At 73.6% G+C, this 14,486-nt stretch carries 10 protein-coding genes; 3 read left to right on the forward strand and 7 right to left on the reverse strand.

What is annotated here, in order from left to right; genetic code table 11:
• The first annotated feature begins 52 nt into the window (after nt 1–52).
• Nucleotides 53–3,601, forward strand: coding sequence for an AfsR/SARP family transcriptional regulator (locus RIU97_RS28200; protein WP_404960385.1), 3,549 nt, complete (start codon nt 53–55; stop codon nt 3,599–3,601).
• 57 nt (nt 3,602–3,658) lie between these two features.
• Here RIU97_RS28200 and RIU97_RS28205 read toward each other — a convergent pair whose 3' ends face one another.
• The 3 genes from RIU97_RS28205 to panB all read right to left on the reverse strand — a co-directional run bounded on the left by RIU97_RS28205 (nt 3,659) and on the right by panB (nt 6,562).
• Entirely contained in the window at nt 3,659–4,510 is an 852-nt protein-coding gene (locus RIU97_RS28205) for an ABC transporter permease (RefSeq protein ID WP_404960386.1), read from the reverse strand.
• Nucleotides 4,507–5,520 carry an ATP-binding cassette domain-containing protein gene (locus RIU97_RS28210; RefSeq protein ID WP_404960387.1) on the reverse strand — a complete coding sequence of 338 codons (1,014 nt, stop codon included), beginning with the start codon at nt 5,518–5,520 and terminating at the stop codon, nt 4,507–4,509. Before RIU97_RS28210 ends, RIU97_RS28205 begins: the two co-directional genes overlap by 4 nt.
• Nucleotides 5,521–5,683: 163 nt before the next feature.
• Nucleotides 5,684–6,562, reverse strand: coding sequence for a 3-methyl-2-oxobutanoate hydroxymethyltransferase (panB, locus tag RIU97_RS28215; RefSeq protein WP_404960388.1), 879 nt, complete (start codon nt 6,560–6,562; stop codon nt 5,684–5,686).
• A gap of 286 nt (nt 6,563–6,848) precedes the next feature.
• On the opposite strand from panB, the gene RIU97_RS28220 reads away from it, so the two are divergent.
• The gene (locus tag RIU97_RS28220; RefSeq protein WP_404960389.1) at nt 6,849–7,877 is read left to right on the forward strand and encodes an endonuclease/exonuclease/phosphatase family protein; all 1,029 of its coding nucleotides are present in this window, start codon (nt 6,849–6,851) and stop codon (nt 7,875–7,877) included.
• Nucleotides 7,878–7,928: 51 nt separating this feature from the next.
• Here the strand turns inward: RIU97_RS28220 and RIU97_RS28225 are convergent, their stop codons facing one another.
• From RIU97_RS28225 to RIU97_RS28240, 4 genes are all read right to left on the reverse strand, one after another.
• A complete protein-coding gene (locus RIU97_RS28225) occupies nt 7,929–9,683 on the reverse strand; it encodes an NAD+ synthase (RefSeq protein WP_404960390.1) in 1,755 nt (584 codons plus the stop codon).
• 73 nt (nt 9,684–9,756) lie between these two features.
• Entirely contained in the window at nt 9,757–11,142 is a 1,386-nt protein-coding gene (locus tag RIU97_RS28230; RefSeq protein WP_404960391.1) for a DUF4190 domain-containing protein, read from the reverse strand.
• 149 nt (nt 11,143–11,291) lie between these two features.
• Nucleotides 11,292–12,920: a multicopper oxidase family protein gene (locus RIU97_RS28235; protein WP_404960392.1), complete on the reverse strand. Its 1,629-nt coding sequence runs from the start codon at nt 12,918–12,920 to the stop codon at nt 11,292–11,294.
• 212 nt (nt 12,921–13,132) lie between these two features.
• The gene (locus RIU97_RS28240; protein WP_404960393.1) at nt 13,133–13,651 is read right to left on the reverse strand and encodes a hypothetical protein; all 519 of its coding nucleotides are present in this window, start codon (nt 13,649–13,651) and stop codon (nt 13,133–13,135) included.
• 73 nt (nt 13,652–13,724) lie between these two features.
• On the opposite strand from RIU97_RS28240, the gene RIU97_RS28245 reads away from it, so the two are divergent.
• Entirely contained in the window at nt 13,725–14,426 is a 702-nt protein-coding gene (locus RIU97_RS28245; protein ID WP_404960394.1) for a DUF998 domain-containing protein, read from the forward strand.
• Nucleotides 14,427–14,486: the final 60 nt, after the last annotated feature.

The following is a 14,486-nucleotide window of genomic DNA, read 5'->3' on the forward strand; positions in this document are numbered from 1 at the left end:
GCCGGAGGGAAAACGGTTCGGGGCCGGGGCGGGGTCCGGGGACAATGGGCCGGTGCGTTACGCGATTCTCGGCACCGCCCAGGCCATCCACGACGACGGGACCCCCGTCGCCGTCGGCGGAGCGCGCCTGCGGGCGCTCCTGACCGCGCTCGCGCTGCGGCCGGGGCGGGTGGTGCCGGCCGCGCTGCTGGTCGCCGAGGTGTGGGACGGCGACCCGCCGGCCGACGCGGTGGCCGCCCTGCAGGCGCTGGTCGCCCGGCTGCGGCGGGCCCTCGGGCACGCGGCCGTGCGCTCCGCGGAGGGCGGCTACCAGCTCGCCGCCGAACGCGAGGACGTCGACCTGTACCGCTTCGAGCGCCTCGCCCGGTCCGCGGCCGAGACGCGGGACCCGGCCGAGGCCGCCGCCCGGTACGAGGAGGCCCTCGCCCTGTGGCGCGGACCGGCCCTCGCCGACCTGCCGGACCCGGGCGCGGAGTCCGCGCGCTGGGAGGCCGTACGGATGGACGCGCGCCGGGGCCGGCTCGCGGCGGCCCTGGCCCTGGGCGGGGCGGAGCAATCCCTGCCGGAGCTGACCGCGCTGTGCGCGCGACAGCCGCTGGACGAGCCGCTGCAGACCCTGCGCATCCGGGCGCTGCGCGACGCGGGCCGCCCGGCGGAGGCGCTGGCCGCGTACGACGCCGTACGCCGGGACCTGGCGGCCCGGCTCGGCACGGATCCGGGCCCCGCCCTGCGCACGCTGCACGCCGAACTCCTCACCCCCTCGACGCCCCCTCGTCCCGAGCCCACCCCCTACCCCGCCGACACCGGCGCCGCCGCGCACCCGGCCCGGCCCGAGCACGGCTCCGCCGCCGGGACACCGCCCGGACCCGCACCGTCCGACGGGGCCGCGGCACCTGCCACCCCGCCCGGCGCCGCACCCCGCGACGCATGGCAGCCGGGCGCCCCCGGCCCCGCCCCGGGCGGGCATCCGGCACAGCCGGGCCGGGGCGCCACTCCCTACGCCGCGGGTCACACCGGGTCCGGGCCGGGCCCGCGTCCGTCGTCGGCGCCCGAGGCGGCCCGGCAGGGCGGTCGGGGCAAGGGGAATCTGCGGGCTCGGCTCACCACCTTCGTCGGCCGCGAGGACGACATCCGCGTCATCGGGGACGATCTCGCGCGGGCGCGGCTCGTCACGCTCCTCGGGCCCGGCGGGGCCGGCAAGACGCGGCTCTCGCAGGAGGCCGCCGAGGCGCACGACGCGCGCGGCGGATGGCCCGACGGGGTGTGGTTCGTCGAGCTGGCCCCCGTGGACGACCCGGAGGACGTCGCCGAGGCCGCGCTCGCCGCGCTCGGGGCCCGGGAGACCAAGCTGCGCGGCGCCGCCGCCGAGGAACTGCGGGCCCTGACCGACCGGACCGGCGACGCCCCTCTGGACCGGCTCGCCGAGCACTGCGCACGGCAGCGGCTCCTGCTGCTGCTCGACAACTGCGAGCACGTGATCGGTGCGGCCGCCGAGCTGGCGGAGGAGCTCCTGGCGCGCTGCCCGGGCGTGCAGATCCTGGCCACCAGCCGTGAGCCCCTGGGCGTGCCGGGGGAGTCGCTGCGCCCGGTGGAGCCGCTGCCGGATCCCGTGGCGCTGCGGTTGCTCGGTGATCGTGGGGCGGCAGCCCGCCCCGACTTCACGGTGGACGACGATCCGGCCGCGGCGGCCGAGATCTGCCGGCGTCTGGACGGTCTGCCGCTCGCCATCGAGCTGGCCGCCGCCCGCCTGCGGCTGCTCACCCCGCGCCAGATCGCCGACCGGCTCGACGACCGTTTCCGGCTGCTGACCAGCGGTGCGCGTACGGTCCTGCCCCGGCAGCAGACCCTGCGGGCCGTCGTCGACTGGTCGTGGGACCTTCTGGACGAGCCCGAACGCACCGTCCTGCGCCGTCTGTCCGTCTTCGCCGGCGGCTGTGACCTCGCCGCCGCCGAGGCCGTCTGCGCCGACCCGTCCTACGACACCGCCGACGTCCTCGGCTCCCTCGTCGACAAATCCCTCGTCGTCGCCGCCCCCGGCCCCGACGGCTCCGGCATGCGCTACCGCCTCCTGGAGACCGTCGCCGAGTACGCCACCGAGCGCCTCGCCCCCGCCGAGGGCGACCGCGAGCACACCGAGCGCCGCCACCTCGTCCACTACCGCGAACTGGCCCGCACCACCGAGCCCCTGCTCCGCGGGCACGGCCAGCGGGCCGCCACCGAGCGGCTCGTCACCGAGTACGAGAACATCCGTACCGCCCTGCGCCGCGCGGTCGCCGCCCGCGACGCCGGCGAAGTGCTGTGCCTCGTCCACTCCCTGGGCTGGTACTGGCACATGCACGACCTGGCCACCGAGTCCCGGCACTGGTCCGAGGCGGCCGCCGCGCTCGGTCCCAACCCCTTCGCGGCGCCCTCCGTCCCCGCCGAGCCCGTCCACGAGCGGATCGTCGACACGCCCCCGCCGTACACCGGCGAACTGCTCACCGAGGCCTGGCGCGGCATCCAGCTGATCCGGCTGGCCGCCCGCGACCAGAACAGCGCCACCTGGGACACCCCCGAGGTCCGTGCCCAGATCGACGGCGTCCTCGCCGCCTACCGGCCCGGGCTGCCGCAGACCTGCCGGACCCCTTCCTCCCTCTGGATCTACGCCGTCATGATCGCGGGAGACCCCCGGCTGCTGCAGCGCGTCGTGGACGAGACCGTCGAGACCGCCCGTGCCTTCGGCTACCGCTGGGAGCTCGCCTCCGCCCTGCAGCTCCGGGCCAACATCCTCGCAAACCGGGCGGACTGGGCGGGCGACGCCTCGCGCGACGCCGAGGAGAGCCTGGCCCTCTTCCGCGAGCTCGGCGACGACTGGGGCTGCGCCGAGGCGCTGTCCGCGCGCGCCGAGTCCCGGGAGAAGCGCGGCATGTACGCGCTGGCCGCCGAGGACTTCCGGGCCGCGATCGAGCACGCCGAACGCCTGGGCGCCAACGCCCAGGTGACGGTGTTGCGCGTACGGATGGCCGGGACGCTGGTCGAGAACGGCGAGGCCGAGGAGGCCGAGGCGATCCTCACCGAGATCACGGCGCGGTGGCAGGGGTACGGCAACGAGGCCATGCCCGCCGCCCGGATGTTCCTCGCGGGCCTCCTCGGCCGCACCGGCCGGATCGCCGAGGCCCGCGCCCAGCTGGAGGCGCTGCGCGAGGACTTCGCGCTCGGTGCGTACGCCGTCTTCGACGTGTTCCTCCTCGCCACGATGGCCTGGCTGGACAACCAGGACGGCGCGTACGAGGTGGCGCTGGTGCGGATCCGCGAGGCCACGAACAGGGTCCGGGACCCGCTCGTGATGATGGTCGCCCCGCAGCTGCCCGCCGTGTACCTGCTGACCGGGGCCGTCTCCCTCGTCTCGCTCGGCGGCCCGCGGCGCGAGTACGACGCCGTCCGGCTGTTCGGCGCCTACCGGACCCACCTGCCGCCCGGGCACTTCCCGATCACCACGGAACGCGAGGACGGCGCCCTCGTCGAGGAGCTGGCGCGGGCGGCGCTCGGCGACGCGGCCTACGAGAAGGCGTACGCCGAAGGCGGCGGCCTCACCATGGAGGAGGCCACCGCCCTCATCTGACCCGGCCCCCGGCCGGTGTCCGTCCGGGACGCGATCCGGAGTGGACCGGTCCGCGGGTCAGGTCTTCTGGCGGAACTTGCGGACCGCGAGCGGCATGGTGATCGCCGTGATGACGAGCGACCAGACCAGCGTCATCCACACCGAGTCGCCGACCGGAGTGCCGTTGATCAGGGCACGGGCGGCGTCCGCCAGGTTGGACAGCGGGTTGTAGTCCGTGAAGGTCTGCAGCCAGCCGGGCATGGTGACCGGCATCGCGAAGATCGAGCTGCCGAACTGCAGCGGCATCAGGACCATCATCGCCATGCCCTGGACGGCCTGTGCGGTCTTCATGGTCAGACCCAGCAGGATGAAGATCCACATCAGCGAGGCGCCGAAGACCACCGACAGACCGATGGCGGCGAACAGGTCCAGGACCGAGCCGTTGATCGACAGGCCGAGGATGAAGCCCACGCAGAGCAGGATCGAGATGGCGATCAGCATCCGGCCGATCTCGACGACGATCTTGGCGAGGAGCACGGACGACCGGGCGATCGGCATGGACCGGAAGCGGTCCATCACGCCCTTCTTGAAGTCGTCGTTGACCCCGGTGCCCACCGCCATGGCGATGTTCATGCCCATCATCGCCATCAGGCCCGGAACCAGGTAACTGACGTACTCGCCCTGGTTGCCCTTGCCGGAGACGGCACCGCCGAAGACGAACACGAACAGCAGCGTGAAGATGATCGGCATGAACAGGACGTCGAACATCGACTCGGGGTCCTGCTTGATCTGCAGGGCGTTGCGGCGCACCAGGGCGCCGATGTGCCGCAGGTTGGCCCGCAGGCCGATCCGGCCCTCGCCGGACGGGCCGTCCACCAAGGCCGGACCGGGCGCGGTCGGCGCGGGCTTCGTCGTGGTTACGGTGCTCATGCCGCGACCTCCTCGGTCTTCTCGGTGGGGACGGAGTCCTCGACGACGGTGGGCTTCTGGCCGGTGATGGCCAGGAACACCTCGTCGAGGCTGGGCAGGTAGGTGCCGAGGTCGGCGATGGCGTACCCGCGGGCGGCCAGCAGGCCGACGACGGCGGTCAGCTGCTCGTCGCTCAGGATCGGGACCAGCAGCACACCCTCGTCCGGCACGGCCTGGGTGCCGGCCACGCCGTCCAGCCCTGCCTCGGCCAGCGCGCGGGCCATGCCCGGCAGGTCGGCGGAGGCCACGGGGCGGATCTTCAGGGTGCGGCCGCCGACGCGCGCCTTCAGCTCGTCGACCTTGCCGTTGGCGATGACCTTGCCGCGGTCGATGACCGTCAGCTCGCTGGCGAGCTGCTCGGCCTCCTCCATGTACTGGGTGGTGAGCAGCACGGTGGCGCCCTCGGCGACCAGCCGCTGGACCTCGTCCCACACCTCGTTGCGGGTGCGGGGGTCGAGACCGGTGGTCGGTTCGTCCAGGTAGAGCACGGCCGGGTTGCCGATCAGGGACGCGGCGAGGTCGAGCCGGCGGCGCATGCCGCCGGAGTAGTTCATGACGGCCTTCTTGGCCGCCTCGGTCAGGGAGAACCGCTCGAGCATCTCGTCCGCGCGGCGGCGGGCGTCCTTGCGGGAGAGGTCGAGCAGCCGCCCGATCATGTAGAGGTTCTCCCAGCCGGAGAGCTTCTCGTCGACCGAGGCGTACTGGCCGGTGAGGCCGATGGTGCGGCGCAGCTGCCGCGGCTGGCGGACCACGTCGTACCCGGCGACGACGGCCGTGCCGGCGTCCGGGGTGATCAGGGTGGAGAGGCATCGCACGAGGGTGGTCTTGCCGGCGCCGTTGGGGCCGAGGACTCCGAGGACCGTGCCCTCGCGGACGTCCAGGTCCACGCCGTCGAGCGCCTTGGTCTCGCCGTAGTGCTTGACCAGCCCCCGTACCTCCACGGCGTTGGGCTTCTTGTCGTTTCGCGTCATGTCCCCATGGGAGCAGCCGCCACTGACAAAGCACCGACAGCCGACCGACAAACGTACGACAGGCATACGACAGCCCGCCGACGCGCGGTCGGCGGGCTGTCGGTCGGAGGTCAGAGGTCAGCGGTCAGCGGTCGGCGGGCCGCCGGAGCGGCCGCGCACACCGTCAGTGGAAGGCGTGCTCCGCCTGCGGGAACGTTCCGCCGACCACGTCCTCGGCGAAGGCCTTCGCCGCGTCGCCCATGGTCGCCCGCAGGTTCGCGTACTGCTTCACGAACCGCGGCAGCTTCCCGCCGGTGAGGCCCATCATGTCGGTCCACACCAGCACCTGCGCGTCGCACTCCGAGCCGGCGCCGATGCCGACGGTCGGGATGTGCAGGGACCGGGTGACCTCGGCGGCCAGCTCGGCCGGGACGAGCTCCAGCACCACCGCGAAGGCGCCCGCGTCCTGCGCCGCCTTCGCGTCGCGCAGCAGCTGGTGCGCGGCCTCGTCGCCGCGGCCCTGCACCCGGTAGCCCATGGCGTTGACGGACTGCGGGGTCAGGCCCAGGTGGGACATGACGGGGATGCCGGACTGCACGATCAGCTCGGTCTGGTGCAGCGAGCGCTCGCCGCCCTCCAGCTTCACCGCTCCGACCCCGGCCTCCTTCACGAGACGGGTGGCACTGCGCAGCGCCTGCACGGCGCCTTCCTGGTACGAGCCGAACGGCATGTCGCCGATGACCAGGGCGCGGCTCGTGCCGCGTACGACGGCCGCGGAGAGCATGGTCATCTGGTCCATCGTCACCGGGACGGTGGAGTCGTAGCCGAGGTGGCAATTGCCCATGGAGTCGCCGACGAGGATGACCGGGATGCCGGACTCGTCGAAGACGGACGCGGTCATCGCGTCGTAGGCGGTGAGCATGGGCCACTTCTCGCCGCGTTCCTTGGCGAGGGTCAGGTCGCGGACGGTGATGCGCCGGGTGCCCGTGCCTCCGTACAGGGTGGGGGGGCCCGACAAAGCTGCTGCTGCGGGTTCGCGGGCAGGCGAAACGGCATGCGTCATTGCAACTGCTCCTTGTGTCATCTCGAGGCGCCCTCACGGCGTCCCCGGACTCACCCACCATGGTGGCATCCGCGGGGCCGCAGGCGGAAGTGGTGGGGCCCACACCCGGCCCGGAGGATCCAATGTGCGCGTTTCGTGACAACCGGAACCCCGTGCGCACGGCCGTTCGTCCTCCCGGACGTACGACCGCGACGGACGGTCGTGACGGACGATACGGAAGGCTTCGTGCATCGCCTAGGGTCAAGGGGCGGGGACGGAGCGCGAGCACGGCAGTGAGGGCAGTGGCATGGCACAGGCGTACATGACGGAATCGGGGAACGGCGGCTCGGAGCCCGAGCCCTCCGGATCCCGCTTCCGGCGCCGGCTGGCCGAACTGCGCAAGGACCCCGGGATCTGGCGGCGGGGATGGGTGCTCGCCGCGATCGCCCTGCTGATCTCGCTGGTGATGATCTTCCACGCGGAGCTGCCCAACGACGTGGGCAACCTCGGCAGCCTCACCGAGACCTTCCTGCCCTGGCTGGGCCTGGCCGTCCCGCTCCTGCTGGCCGGCGCCGTCCTCCGCAAGTCCGCGACCGCGCTGATCGCGCTCGTGCTGACCGGCGCGGTCTGGGTGAACCTCTTCGGCGGCCTGGTCACCGACAAGTCCGGCTCCGGCGGCAACCTCGTGGTCGCCACCCACAACGTCGACGCCGACAACCCCCACCCGCGCGGCACCGCCGAATCGGTCGCCCGGTCCGGGGCCGACATCCTGGCCCTCACCGAGCTCAAGGGGGACGCCGTCCCCGTCTACGAGAAGGCCCTGGCGGGCACGTACAAGTACCACTCGGTCGAGGGCACGGTCGGCGTCTGGAGCAAGTACCCGCTGAGCGCGAGCGCGCCCGTCGACATCAGGATGGGCTGGACCCGGGCCATGCGCGCCACCGTCGACACCCCGCACGGCAAGGTCGCGGCCTTCGTCGCGCACCTCCCCTCGGTCCGGGTCAAGCTGAACGCCGGCTTCACCGCGAACCAGCGCGACGACAGCGCCGACGCGCTGGGCGCCGCGCTCGCCGCCGAACCGCTGAAGAAGGTCATCCTGCTCGGCGACCTCAACGGCACCATGAACGACCGCGCCCTGTCCGAGGTGACCTCGCAGATGCGCTCCACCCAGGGGGCGGCGGGCGACGGCTTCGGCTTCAGCTGGCCGGCGCAGTTCCCGATGGCCCGGATCGACCAGATCATGGTCCGCGGGATCCGGCCGGAGGCCTCGTGGACCCTGCCGCGCACGGGCAGCGACCACCTTCCGGTCGCCGCCCGGGTCACGGTCAAGCCCTGACGCACGCGCCCGCCGGGCACGGCCTCCGTGCCCGGCAGCCGCGTGCGGTGGCTACGCCTGCTCGCGCCAGCCGTTCGTGATCGGCAGCCGGCGGTCCTTGCCGAAGCCCTTCGCGGAGATCTTCGTGCCCGGCGGGTACTGGCGGCGCTTGTACTCCGCCGTGTCCACCATCCGCAGGGTCCGGGCGACCAGCTCACGGTCGAAGCCGGCCTCCACGATCGCCTCCATGCCCTGGTCACGGTCCACGTACAGGGCCAGGATCGCGTCGAGCACCGAGTAGTCCGGCAGCGAGTCGGTGTCCACCTGGCCGGGGCGCAGTTCGGCGCTGGGGGGCTTCCCGATGGAGTTCTCCGGGATCGGCGGGGTCTCGCCGCGTTCGGCGGCGGCCCGGTTGCGGTACAGCGCCAGCCGGAAGACGTCCGTCTTGTAGACGTCCTTGATCGGGCCGTACGCGCCCACCGAGTCCCCGTAGAGCGTGGAGTAGCCGACGGCCAGCTCCGACTTGTTGCCCGGGGCCAGCACGATGTGGCCCTCCTGGTTGGAGACCGCCATCAGCATGGTGCCGCGCAGCCGGGACTGCAGGTTCTCCTCGGCCAGGCCGGTGAGGCCCAGCGAGCCCATGTACGCGTCGAACATCGGCTCGATCGGCACGGTCCGGAAGTTCAGGCCGGTCCGCTCGGCCAGGTCGGCCGCGTCCCCCTTGGAATGGTCCGAGGAGTACTTCGAGGGCATCGAGACGCCGTACACGTTCTGCGCGCCGATCGCGTCGCAGGCGATGGCGGCGACGAGGGCGGAGTCGATGCCGCCGGAGAGCCCGATCAGGACGGAGCGGAACCCGTTCTTCTTCACGTACGCGCGCAGGCCCACGACCAGCGCGTCGTAGATCTCCTCGTCGTCGTCGAGGCGGTCGGCGTAACCGCCGGTGACCACGGCCTCGTACGGCTCCACCGGCTCCTCGGACAGGATCACGCGGTCGATGCGCAGTCCGTCGTCCACCACGCCCTCGGGCGCGTCGGCGCGCACGGCGGGCAGGTCGAGGTCGACAAGCACGCAGCCCTCGGAGAACTGCGGGGCGCGGGCGATGACCTCGCCGTCGGCGTCGACGACGATCGAGTCGCCGTCGAAGACCAGCTCGTCCTGGCCGCCGATCATCGCCAGGTAGGCGAGGGTGCAGCCGGCCTCCTGGGCCCGCTTCTGGACCAGTTCGAGGCGCAGGTCGTCCTTGTTGCGCTCGTACGGTGACGCGTTGACGGAGATCAGCAGTCCGGCCCCGGCGGAGCGGGTGGCCGGGACCCGGCCGCCCTCCTGCCAGAGGTCCTCGCAGATGGCCAGGGCCACGTCGACGCCGCGCACCCGGATCACGGGCTGGGTGTCGCCCGGCACGAAGTACCGGAACTCGTCGAACACCCCGTAGTTGGGCAGGTGGTGCTTGGCGAAGCGCAGGACGACCTGCCCGCGGTGCAGCACGGCCGCCGCGTTCTCGGGGGAGCCGGCCGGCTTGCCGAGCCGGGGGACGGCCTTCTCGGTGCGGTCGAGGTAGCCGACGACGACCGGCAGTTCGCCGAGGCCCTCGGCCGCCAGCCGCTCCGCGAGCCCGCGCAGCGCGGCGCGGGAGGCCTCGACGAAGGAGCCGCGCAGGGCGAGGTCCTCGACGGGGTACCCGGTCAGCATCATCTCCGGGAACGCCACCAGGTGGGCGCCCTGCTCGGCGGAGTGCCGGGTCCAGTGCACGACCGAGTCGGCGTTGGCGGCGATGTTGCCGACGTGCGAGTCGATCTGATTCAGAGCGAGGCGTAGTTGAGGCACGGGGCCCAGTCTAATCGTCTTTCTGACGCGATGTCCTGGACCCCGCCTGTTTTCCCTTGCGGGAACTGCTTCGTCAGCCGATCGGGCCGGCGTACTTCACGTCGTCGAGCAGGGTTCCCGCGGAGATGTCCGCGGTGATGCTCCTGGTGCCCTCGGGGACCTCGAAGGCCACGATCCCGCTGGCGGACTCGCCCGGCAGGATGGACCCCTTGATCATCTTCGGGACGCTGCCGCCGGAGCCGCCGCTGTCGAAGACCATCTCGGCCGTCATGCCCTGCTCGTCGCGGACGTTGGGCATGGCGTAGATGACCTCGTGCGGCGAGGACGAACCGTTGGTGATGGTGACCGTCAGCTGGATCGCGTTCTTCACCTGCTCGCGGGCGATGATGCCCTTCGGCTGGTACTTCGTCGGAGCCGACAGGCTCACCTTGACGCCGTTCGGGTAGGTGAAGGTCTCGCCGAACGGCAGCGCGCTGGTCAGGCCCGGGACCTGCGAGGGCGTCCGGGACGGGGACGGCCAGGGCTCACCGCTGGGGTAGAGGCCCTCCAGGTCCATGTCCTCCTCGTCGATGTCGATGCCCCGCTCGTGGCGACCGCGACCGGAGGTGTTCTCGAGGAAGGTGGTCGTGATGAAGAAGCCGCCGACCGAGGCGGCGAGGCCGAGCACGCCGAGGACCGTGCCGACGATGGCCATCGTCTTGTTCGGGGCGCCGTTGTTGGCGCGGACGACGGCGCCGATGCCGAGGCCCGTGGCGACGACGGCCATCAGGGCCCCGGCCCAGAACAAGAGGGGCACGACGGCGGTCATGACGCCGAAGCTGGCGACGATCACGGCGGCGACGGCCAGGCCGTTGGTGGCCGGCTTCGGCTGTGGGTAACCGCCGTACGGGCTCGCGCCGAAGCCGGGCTGGCCCCAGGCGGGGGCGCCGGGCATGCCGGGGGCGGTCGGGGCGCCGGGTACGGTCGGCGCGCCCGGCGCGCCCGGCGCGCCCGGCGCGCCCGGCGCGCCCGGCGCGCCCGGGGCGCCCGGGGCGCCCGGGGCGGGCGTGCCGAACGGCGACGTGGAGCCGGGGGCGGGGCTGGCGAACGGCGACGTGGAGCCGGGGGCGGGGCTGGCGAACGGCGACGGCGCGGGCGGGGCGAACTGCGACGGGCCGGGGGCGGCCGGGGCCTCGGGGGCTGCGGCGCCGGGCGCTTCGGACGCCGCGGGCGCTTCGGACGCCGCGGGAGCAGCAGCAGGAGCTGCCGGCGCCCCGGCGGGGGCCGGGTACTCCGCGGCGGCCGACGCCTCGGGTGCGGGCGGGGTCGCGGGAGCCTCGGTGGCCGCCGTGGCCGGGGTCTTGTCGAGCGACAGCGGCTGCGCGGGCGCCGGTATGGAGGCCGTCTCGGGCATCGGGGTGTCCGCCGGCTCCGTCGGGGGTTCGGCGGGGGTGCTGGGCGGGTTCGGCGGGGTGCTCATACCGGCGGTGGCGTCCTTTGTCGCAGCTGCTGTGATCACCGCAAGGGTGCCATGCCCGCGGCCCGCACCCACCCGAGTTCCCGCCCGCGTCCCGGACCGGGTCCCGGGCCGGCCCCGAAGGATCCGGCCCGGGACCGTACGGCCGCCGCCTACAGCTGGTAGCCCAGTACCGTCATCATCCCGGATTCCGAGTGGTAGACGTTGTGGCAATGGACCATCCACAGCCCGGGGTTGTCCGCGTCGAAGTCGGCCGTCAGCCTCCCGCCCGGCAGGACGATCGCGGTGTCCTTGCGGACCCCACCGGCCTCTCCGCCCAGCGCGAAGGTGTGGCCGTGCAGGTGCAGCGGGTGCCACATCCGCGTCGCGTTGCGGAACTCCAGCCGGACCCGCTCGCCCGCCTTCACCGGGTGCCGCTGGTCCGGTGTGTACGGCTTGCCGTCGAAGGCCCAGTTGTACCGGGTCATGGAGCCGGTCAGGCGGATCTGCACCGTACGGTCCGGCTCGCGCGAGGCCAGTACGGCCGCACCGGCGGCCTTGAACGCGTCCGCCGCCGGCGGCCGCGCGTCCAGTTCGGCCGGCCGGGTCGCGGCCGTGGGCGCCGTACCCGACCCGGTGCGCAGCACCGCCAGCGCCGACCGTCCCTTGCCCTCGGCCAGCGCGGTCAGCGGGAACACCCCGTCCTGGGCGGTGACCAGGACGTCGTACCGCTCGCCCATGCCCAGGAGCAGTGAGCCCGTCTTCAGGTGCTCCACCGGGTAGCCGTCGGTGTGGGTGACCGTCAGCTCGTGGCCGCCGAGGGCGATCCGGAAGGCGGTGTCCCCGCCGGCGTTGATGATGCGCAGCCGGATCCGGTCCCCGGGGCGGGCGGTGAAGACCGACGGGTCCTCCGCCACCCGGCCGTTGATCAGGTAGTAGGGGTAGGCGACGTCGCCCGCGTCCTTGCCGAGGACGTCGCTGTCGGCGCCCATGAGGACGTGGGAGCGGCCGCCGGGGCGGCTCGCACCCGGGGCGGGCGGGGCGCCGTGCCCGGCATGCCCCCCGCCGGCTCCGCCCCCGTTGCCGCCCCCGTTGCCGTTCCCGTCGTCGCTCACGCCCCTGCGGAGCTCGGCGAGGACGGCTTCCGGGGTGGCGCCGTCCACTCCGTCGATCCAGTCGTCCAGGACCACCACCCACTCCTTGTCGTAGGAGAGCGGCTCCTTCGGGTCCTCGATGATCAGCGGGGCGTAGAGGCCGCGGTCCTGCTGGACCCCGGTGTGCGGGTGGAACCAGTACGTCCCCGGCTGCGCGACGGTGAACTTGTACGTGAAGGATCCGCCCGGGGCGATGTCCCGCTGGGTCAGGCCGGGGACCCCGTCCATGTCGTTGCGCAGCGCGAGCCCGTGCCAGTGCAGGGAGGTGGCCTCGGGGAGGTTGTTGGCCAGGGTGAGGGAGAGGGTGCCGCCCGCGGTGGCCCGGACCTCCTGGCCCGGCAGCTTGTCCCCGTACGCCCAGGAGCGGACGGTCCGCCCGGCGCCGAGGTCGAGCGGGGTGGCCGTGGCGGTGACCTTGACCTCGGTGAGCGGGCCGGTGGCCTTGCGGGCAGCCTCGGCGGCGCGGACCTCGGGCCCGGCCGGGTCCACGTACCCCTCGGGGCCGCCGGCGGCCGAGCCGCCGTGGTTCATGGAGCCGTGGTCCGTGCCGGAGGAACCGGAGGAGCCGGAGCAGGCGGCGAGCAGTCCGGAGCCGGCGAAGGCCGCGGATGCGCCGAGGACGGCGCGACGGGTGGGAAGAGAGCGCATGGGAGCACCTCGTGGGTCTGGTGTTACGGATTCATGGGCGCGGTTCGGCGCCGCCTCGCGGGCGTAGGGCATGCCGGCGTACGGGGAGCGGGGCACCGCGGGCGTGCGGGTCCCCCTGCGTACGGGCACGAGGGCATGCGGGCGCACAGACGTTCGGACGCGCGGACGTGTACGGGCGTACGGGCATGCGGAGGCGACGGCCGGGGCCGGGCCTATACCCGCAGGACCGCCAGCCGGGTCAGGAGCTCGCGGGGCGAGGGCGGATCCGGGCCACCGGACCGGCCCGGTATGCGGGCCGCGCCCCCGAGCGGCGCGGTGTCGCGGGAGCCGGCCGGTCCGGCGCCGAGGTACAGGAGGACGAGCCCCGCGAGCACGGCGGAGCAGACGGACATGGGGTCCATGCCGGTGCCGGGCCCCTGGATCCCGGCGGCCTGCGCCGGTTCCAGGCCCATTTCCAGGCCCATTTCCAGGGCCGGTGCCGGGGCCGGGGCCGGGGCCGGTGCCGGGGCTGGTTCCGGTGCCGGTTCGTGCGCCGGGGTGTGGTGCGCGCCACCGTCCGCCGCGGGACCGGGCGACCCGGCCGAGGCAACGGAGTGGGCCGCGGACACGTCCTCCATGGCGTGGGAGGCGGACGGATGACCCAGGGTGTGCATGGTGACGATGCCCAGCAGCAGCGCGGCGAGCAGCAGCAACCGGGACCCCGGGGCGGCTCGCTCGGCACTGCGCGTCATGGCTGGAACCCTACCCGGGGTGGGTATCCGATCATAGGACCGACCCCCGGGTCTGCTTAGGATTAGTCGCACTATGTCCCCACATGGACTCTCTCCGCAGACCGCCTGGCCGGTCGCCGTCCTGATCGGTCTCGCCGGCGCCGCCTACACCGCGTGGGTACTGGAAGTCGTCCTCTCCACGGGCCTCAACCCCATCGAGACGTACGTCAGCGAGCTCGCCGCCCAGGACCAGCCGCTCGGCGGCCTCTTCCGGGCCACCGACTTCACCGCCGGGCTGCTCGCCTTCGCGGGCGGACTGCTGGCCCTGTCCCGGCTGCTGAAGTACGCCGAGTCGCGCCGCCCCTGGGCGGTCGTCGGCTGGGCCGGGGTCACCCTCTTCGGCGCGGCCACCGCCGCCGACGCCTGGCTGCCGCTGAGCTGTACGCCCACCGTGGACCCCGAATGCGCCGCCCTGGAGACCGCCGGCCTGGTCCCCGCCACCCATCGGGCCCATGCCGTCAGCAGCAGCCTCGCCATGACCGGTGCCCTCGTCGGCCTGCTGGCCCTGACCGTCGCCGCCCGCCGCTACGGCTGGTTCGCCCCGCTGGCCCGCTACGGCCCCGCGCTCGTCGCCCTCGAACTGCTCGCCACCGCGTGGACGCTCACCGCCATCGCGATGTTCACCGCGGGGCGCGGGACCTGGGCCCTCGGCGCCGGGCAGCGGCTCCAGGTGCTGCTCGTGGCGCTCTGGCTCGGCCTGCTCGCCTACTCGGTCCACAAGGAAGGCCGTACGTGACGCCGCGCGTGGATCCGTACGGGAACCCGTACGCGGCTCCGTACGCGCGCGGAACCGGTC

Source organism: Streptomyces sp. 147326 (assembly GCF_045000215.1).
Lineage (GTDB): Bacteria > Actinomycetota > Actinomycetes > Streptomycetales > Streptomycetaceae > Streptomyces.

Coding starts and splice junctions, on each gene's coding strand:
- RIU97_RS28205 (WP_404960386.1), bottom strand. CDS start 4,510: ATGAGCACCGTAACCACGACGAAGCCCGCGCCGACCGCGCCCGGTCCG.
- RIU97_RS28210 (WP_404960387.1), bottom strand. CDS start 5,520: ATGACGCGAAACGACAAGAAGCCCAACGCCGTGGAGGTACGGGGGCTG.
- panB (WP_404960388.1), bottom strand. CDS start 6,562: ATGACGCATGCCGTTTCGCCTGCCCGCGAACCCGCAGCAGCAGCTTTG.
- RIU97_RS28220 (WP_404960389.1), top strand. CDS start 6,849: ATGGCACAGGCGTACATGACGGAATCGGGGAACGGCGGCTCGGAGCCC.
- RIU97_RS28230 (WP_404960391.1), bottom strand. CDS start 11,142: ATGAGCACCCCGCCGAACCCGCCCAGCACCCCCGCCGAACCCCCGACG.
- RIU97_RS28235 (WP_404960392.1), bottom strand. CDS start 12,920: ATGCGCTCTCTTCCCACCCGTCGCGCCGTCCTCGGCGCATCCGCGGCC.
- RIU97_RS28240 (WP_404960393.1), bottom strand. CDS start 13,651: ATGACGCGCAGTGCCGAGCGAGCCGCCCCGGGGTCCCGGTTGCTGCTG.
- RIU97_RS28245 (WP_404960394.1), top strand. CDS start 13,725: ATGTCCCCACATGGACTCTCTCCGCAGACCGCCTGGCCGGTCGCCGTC.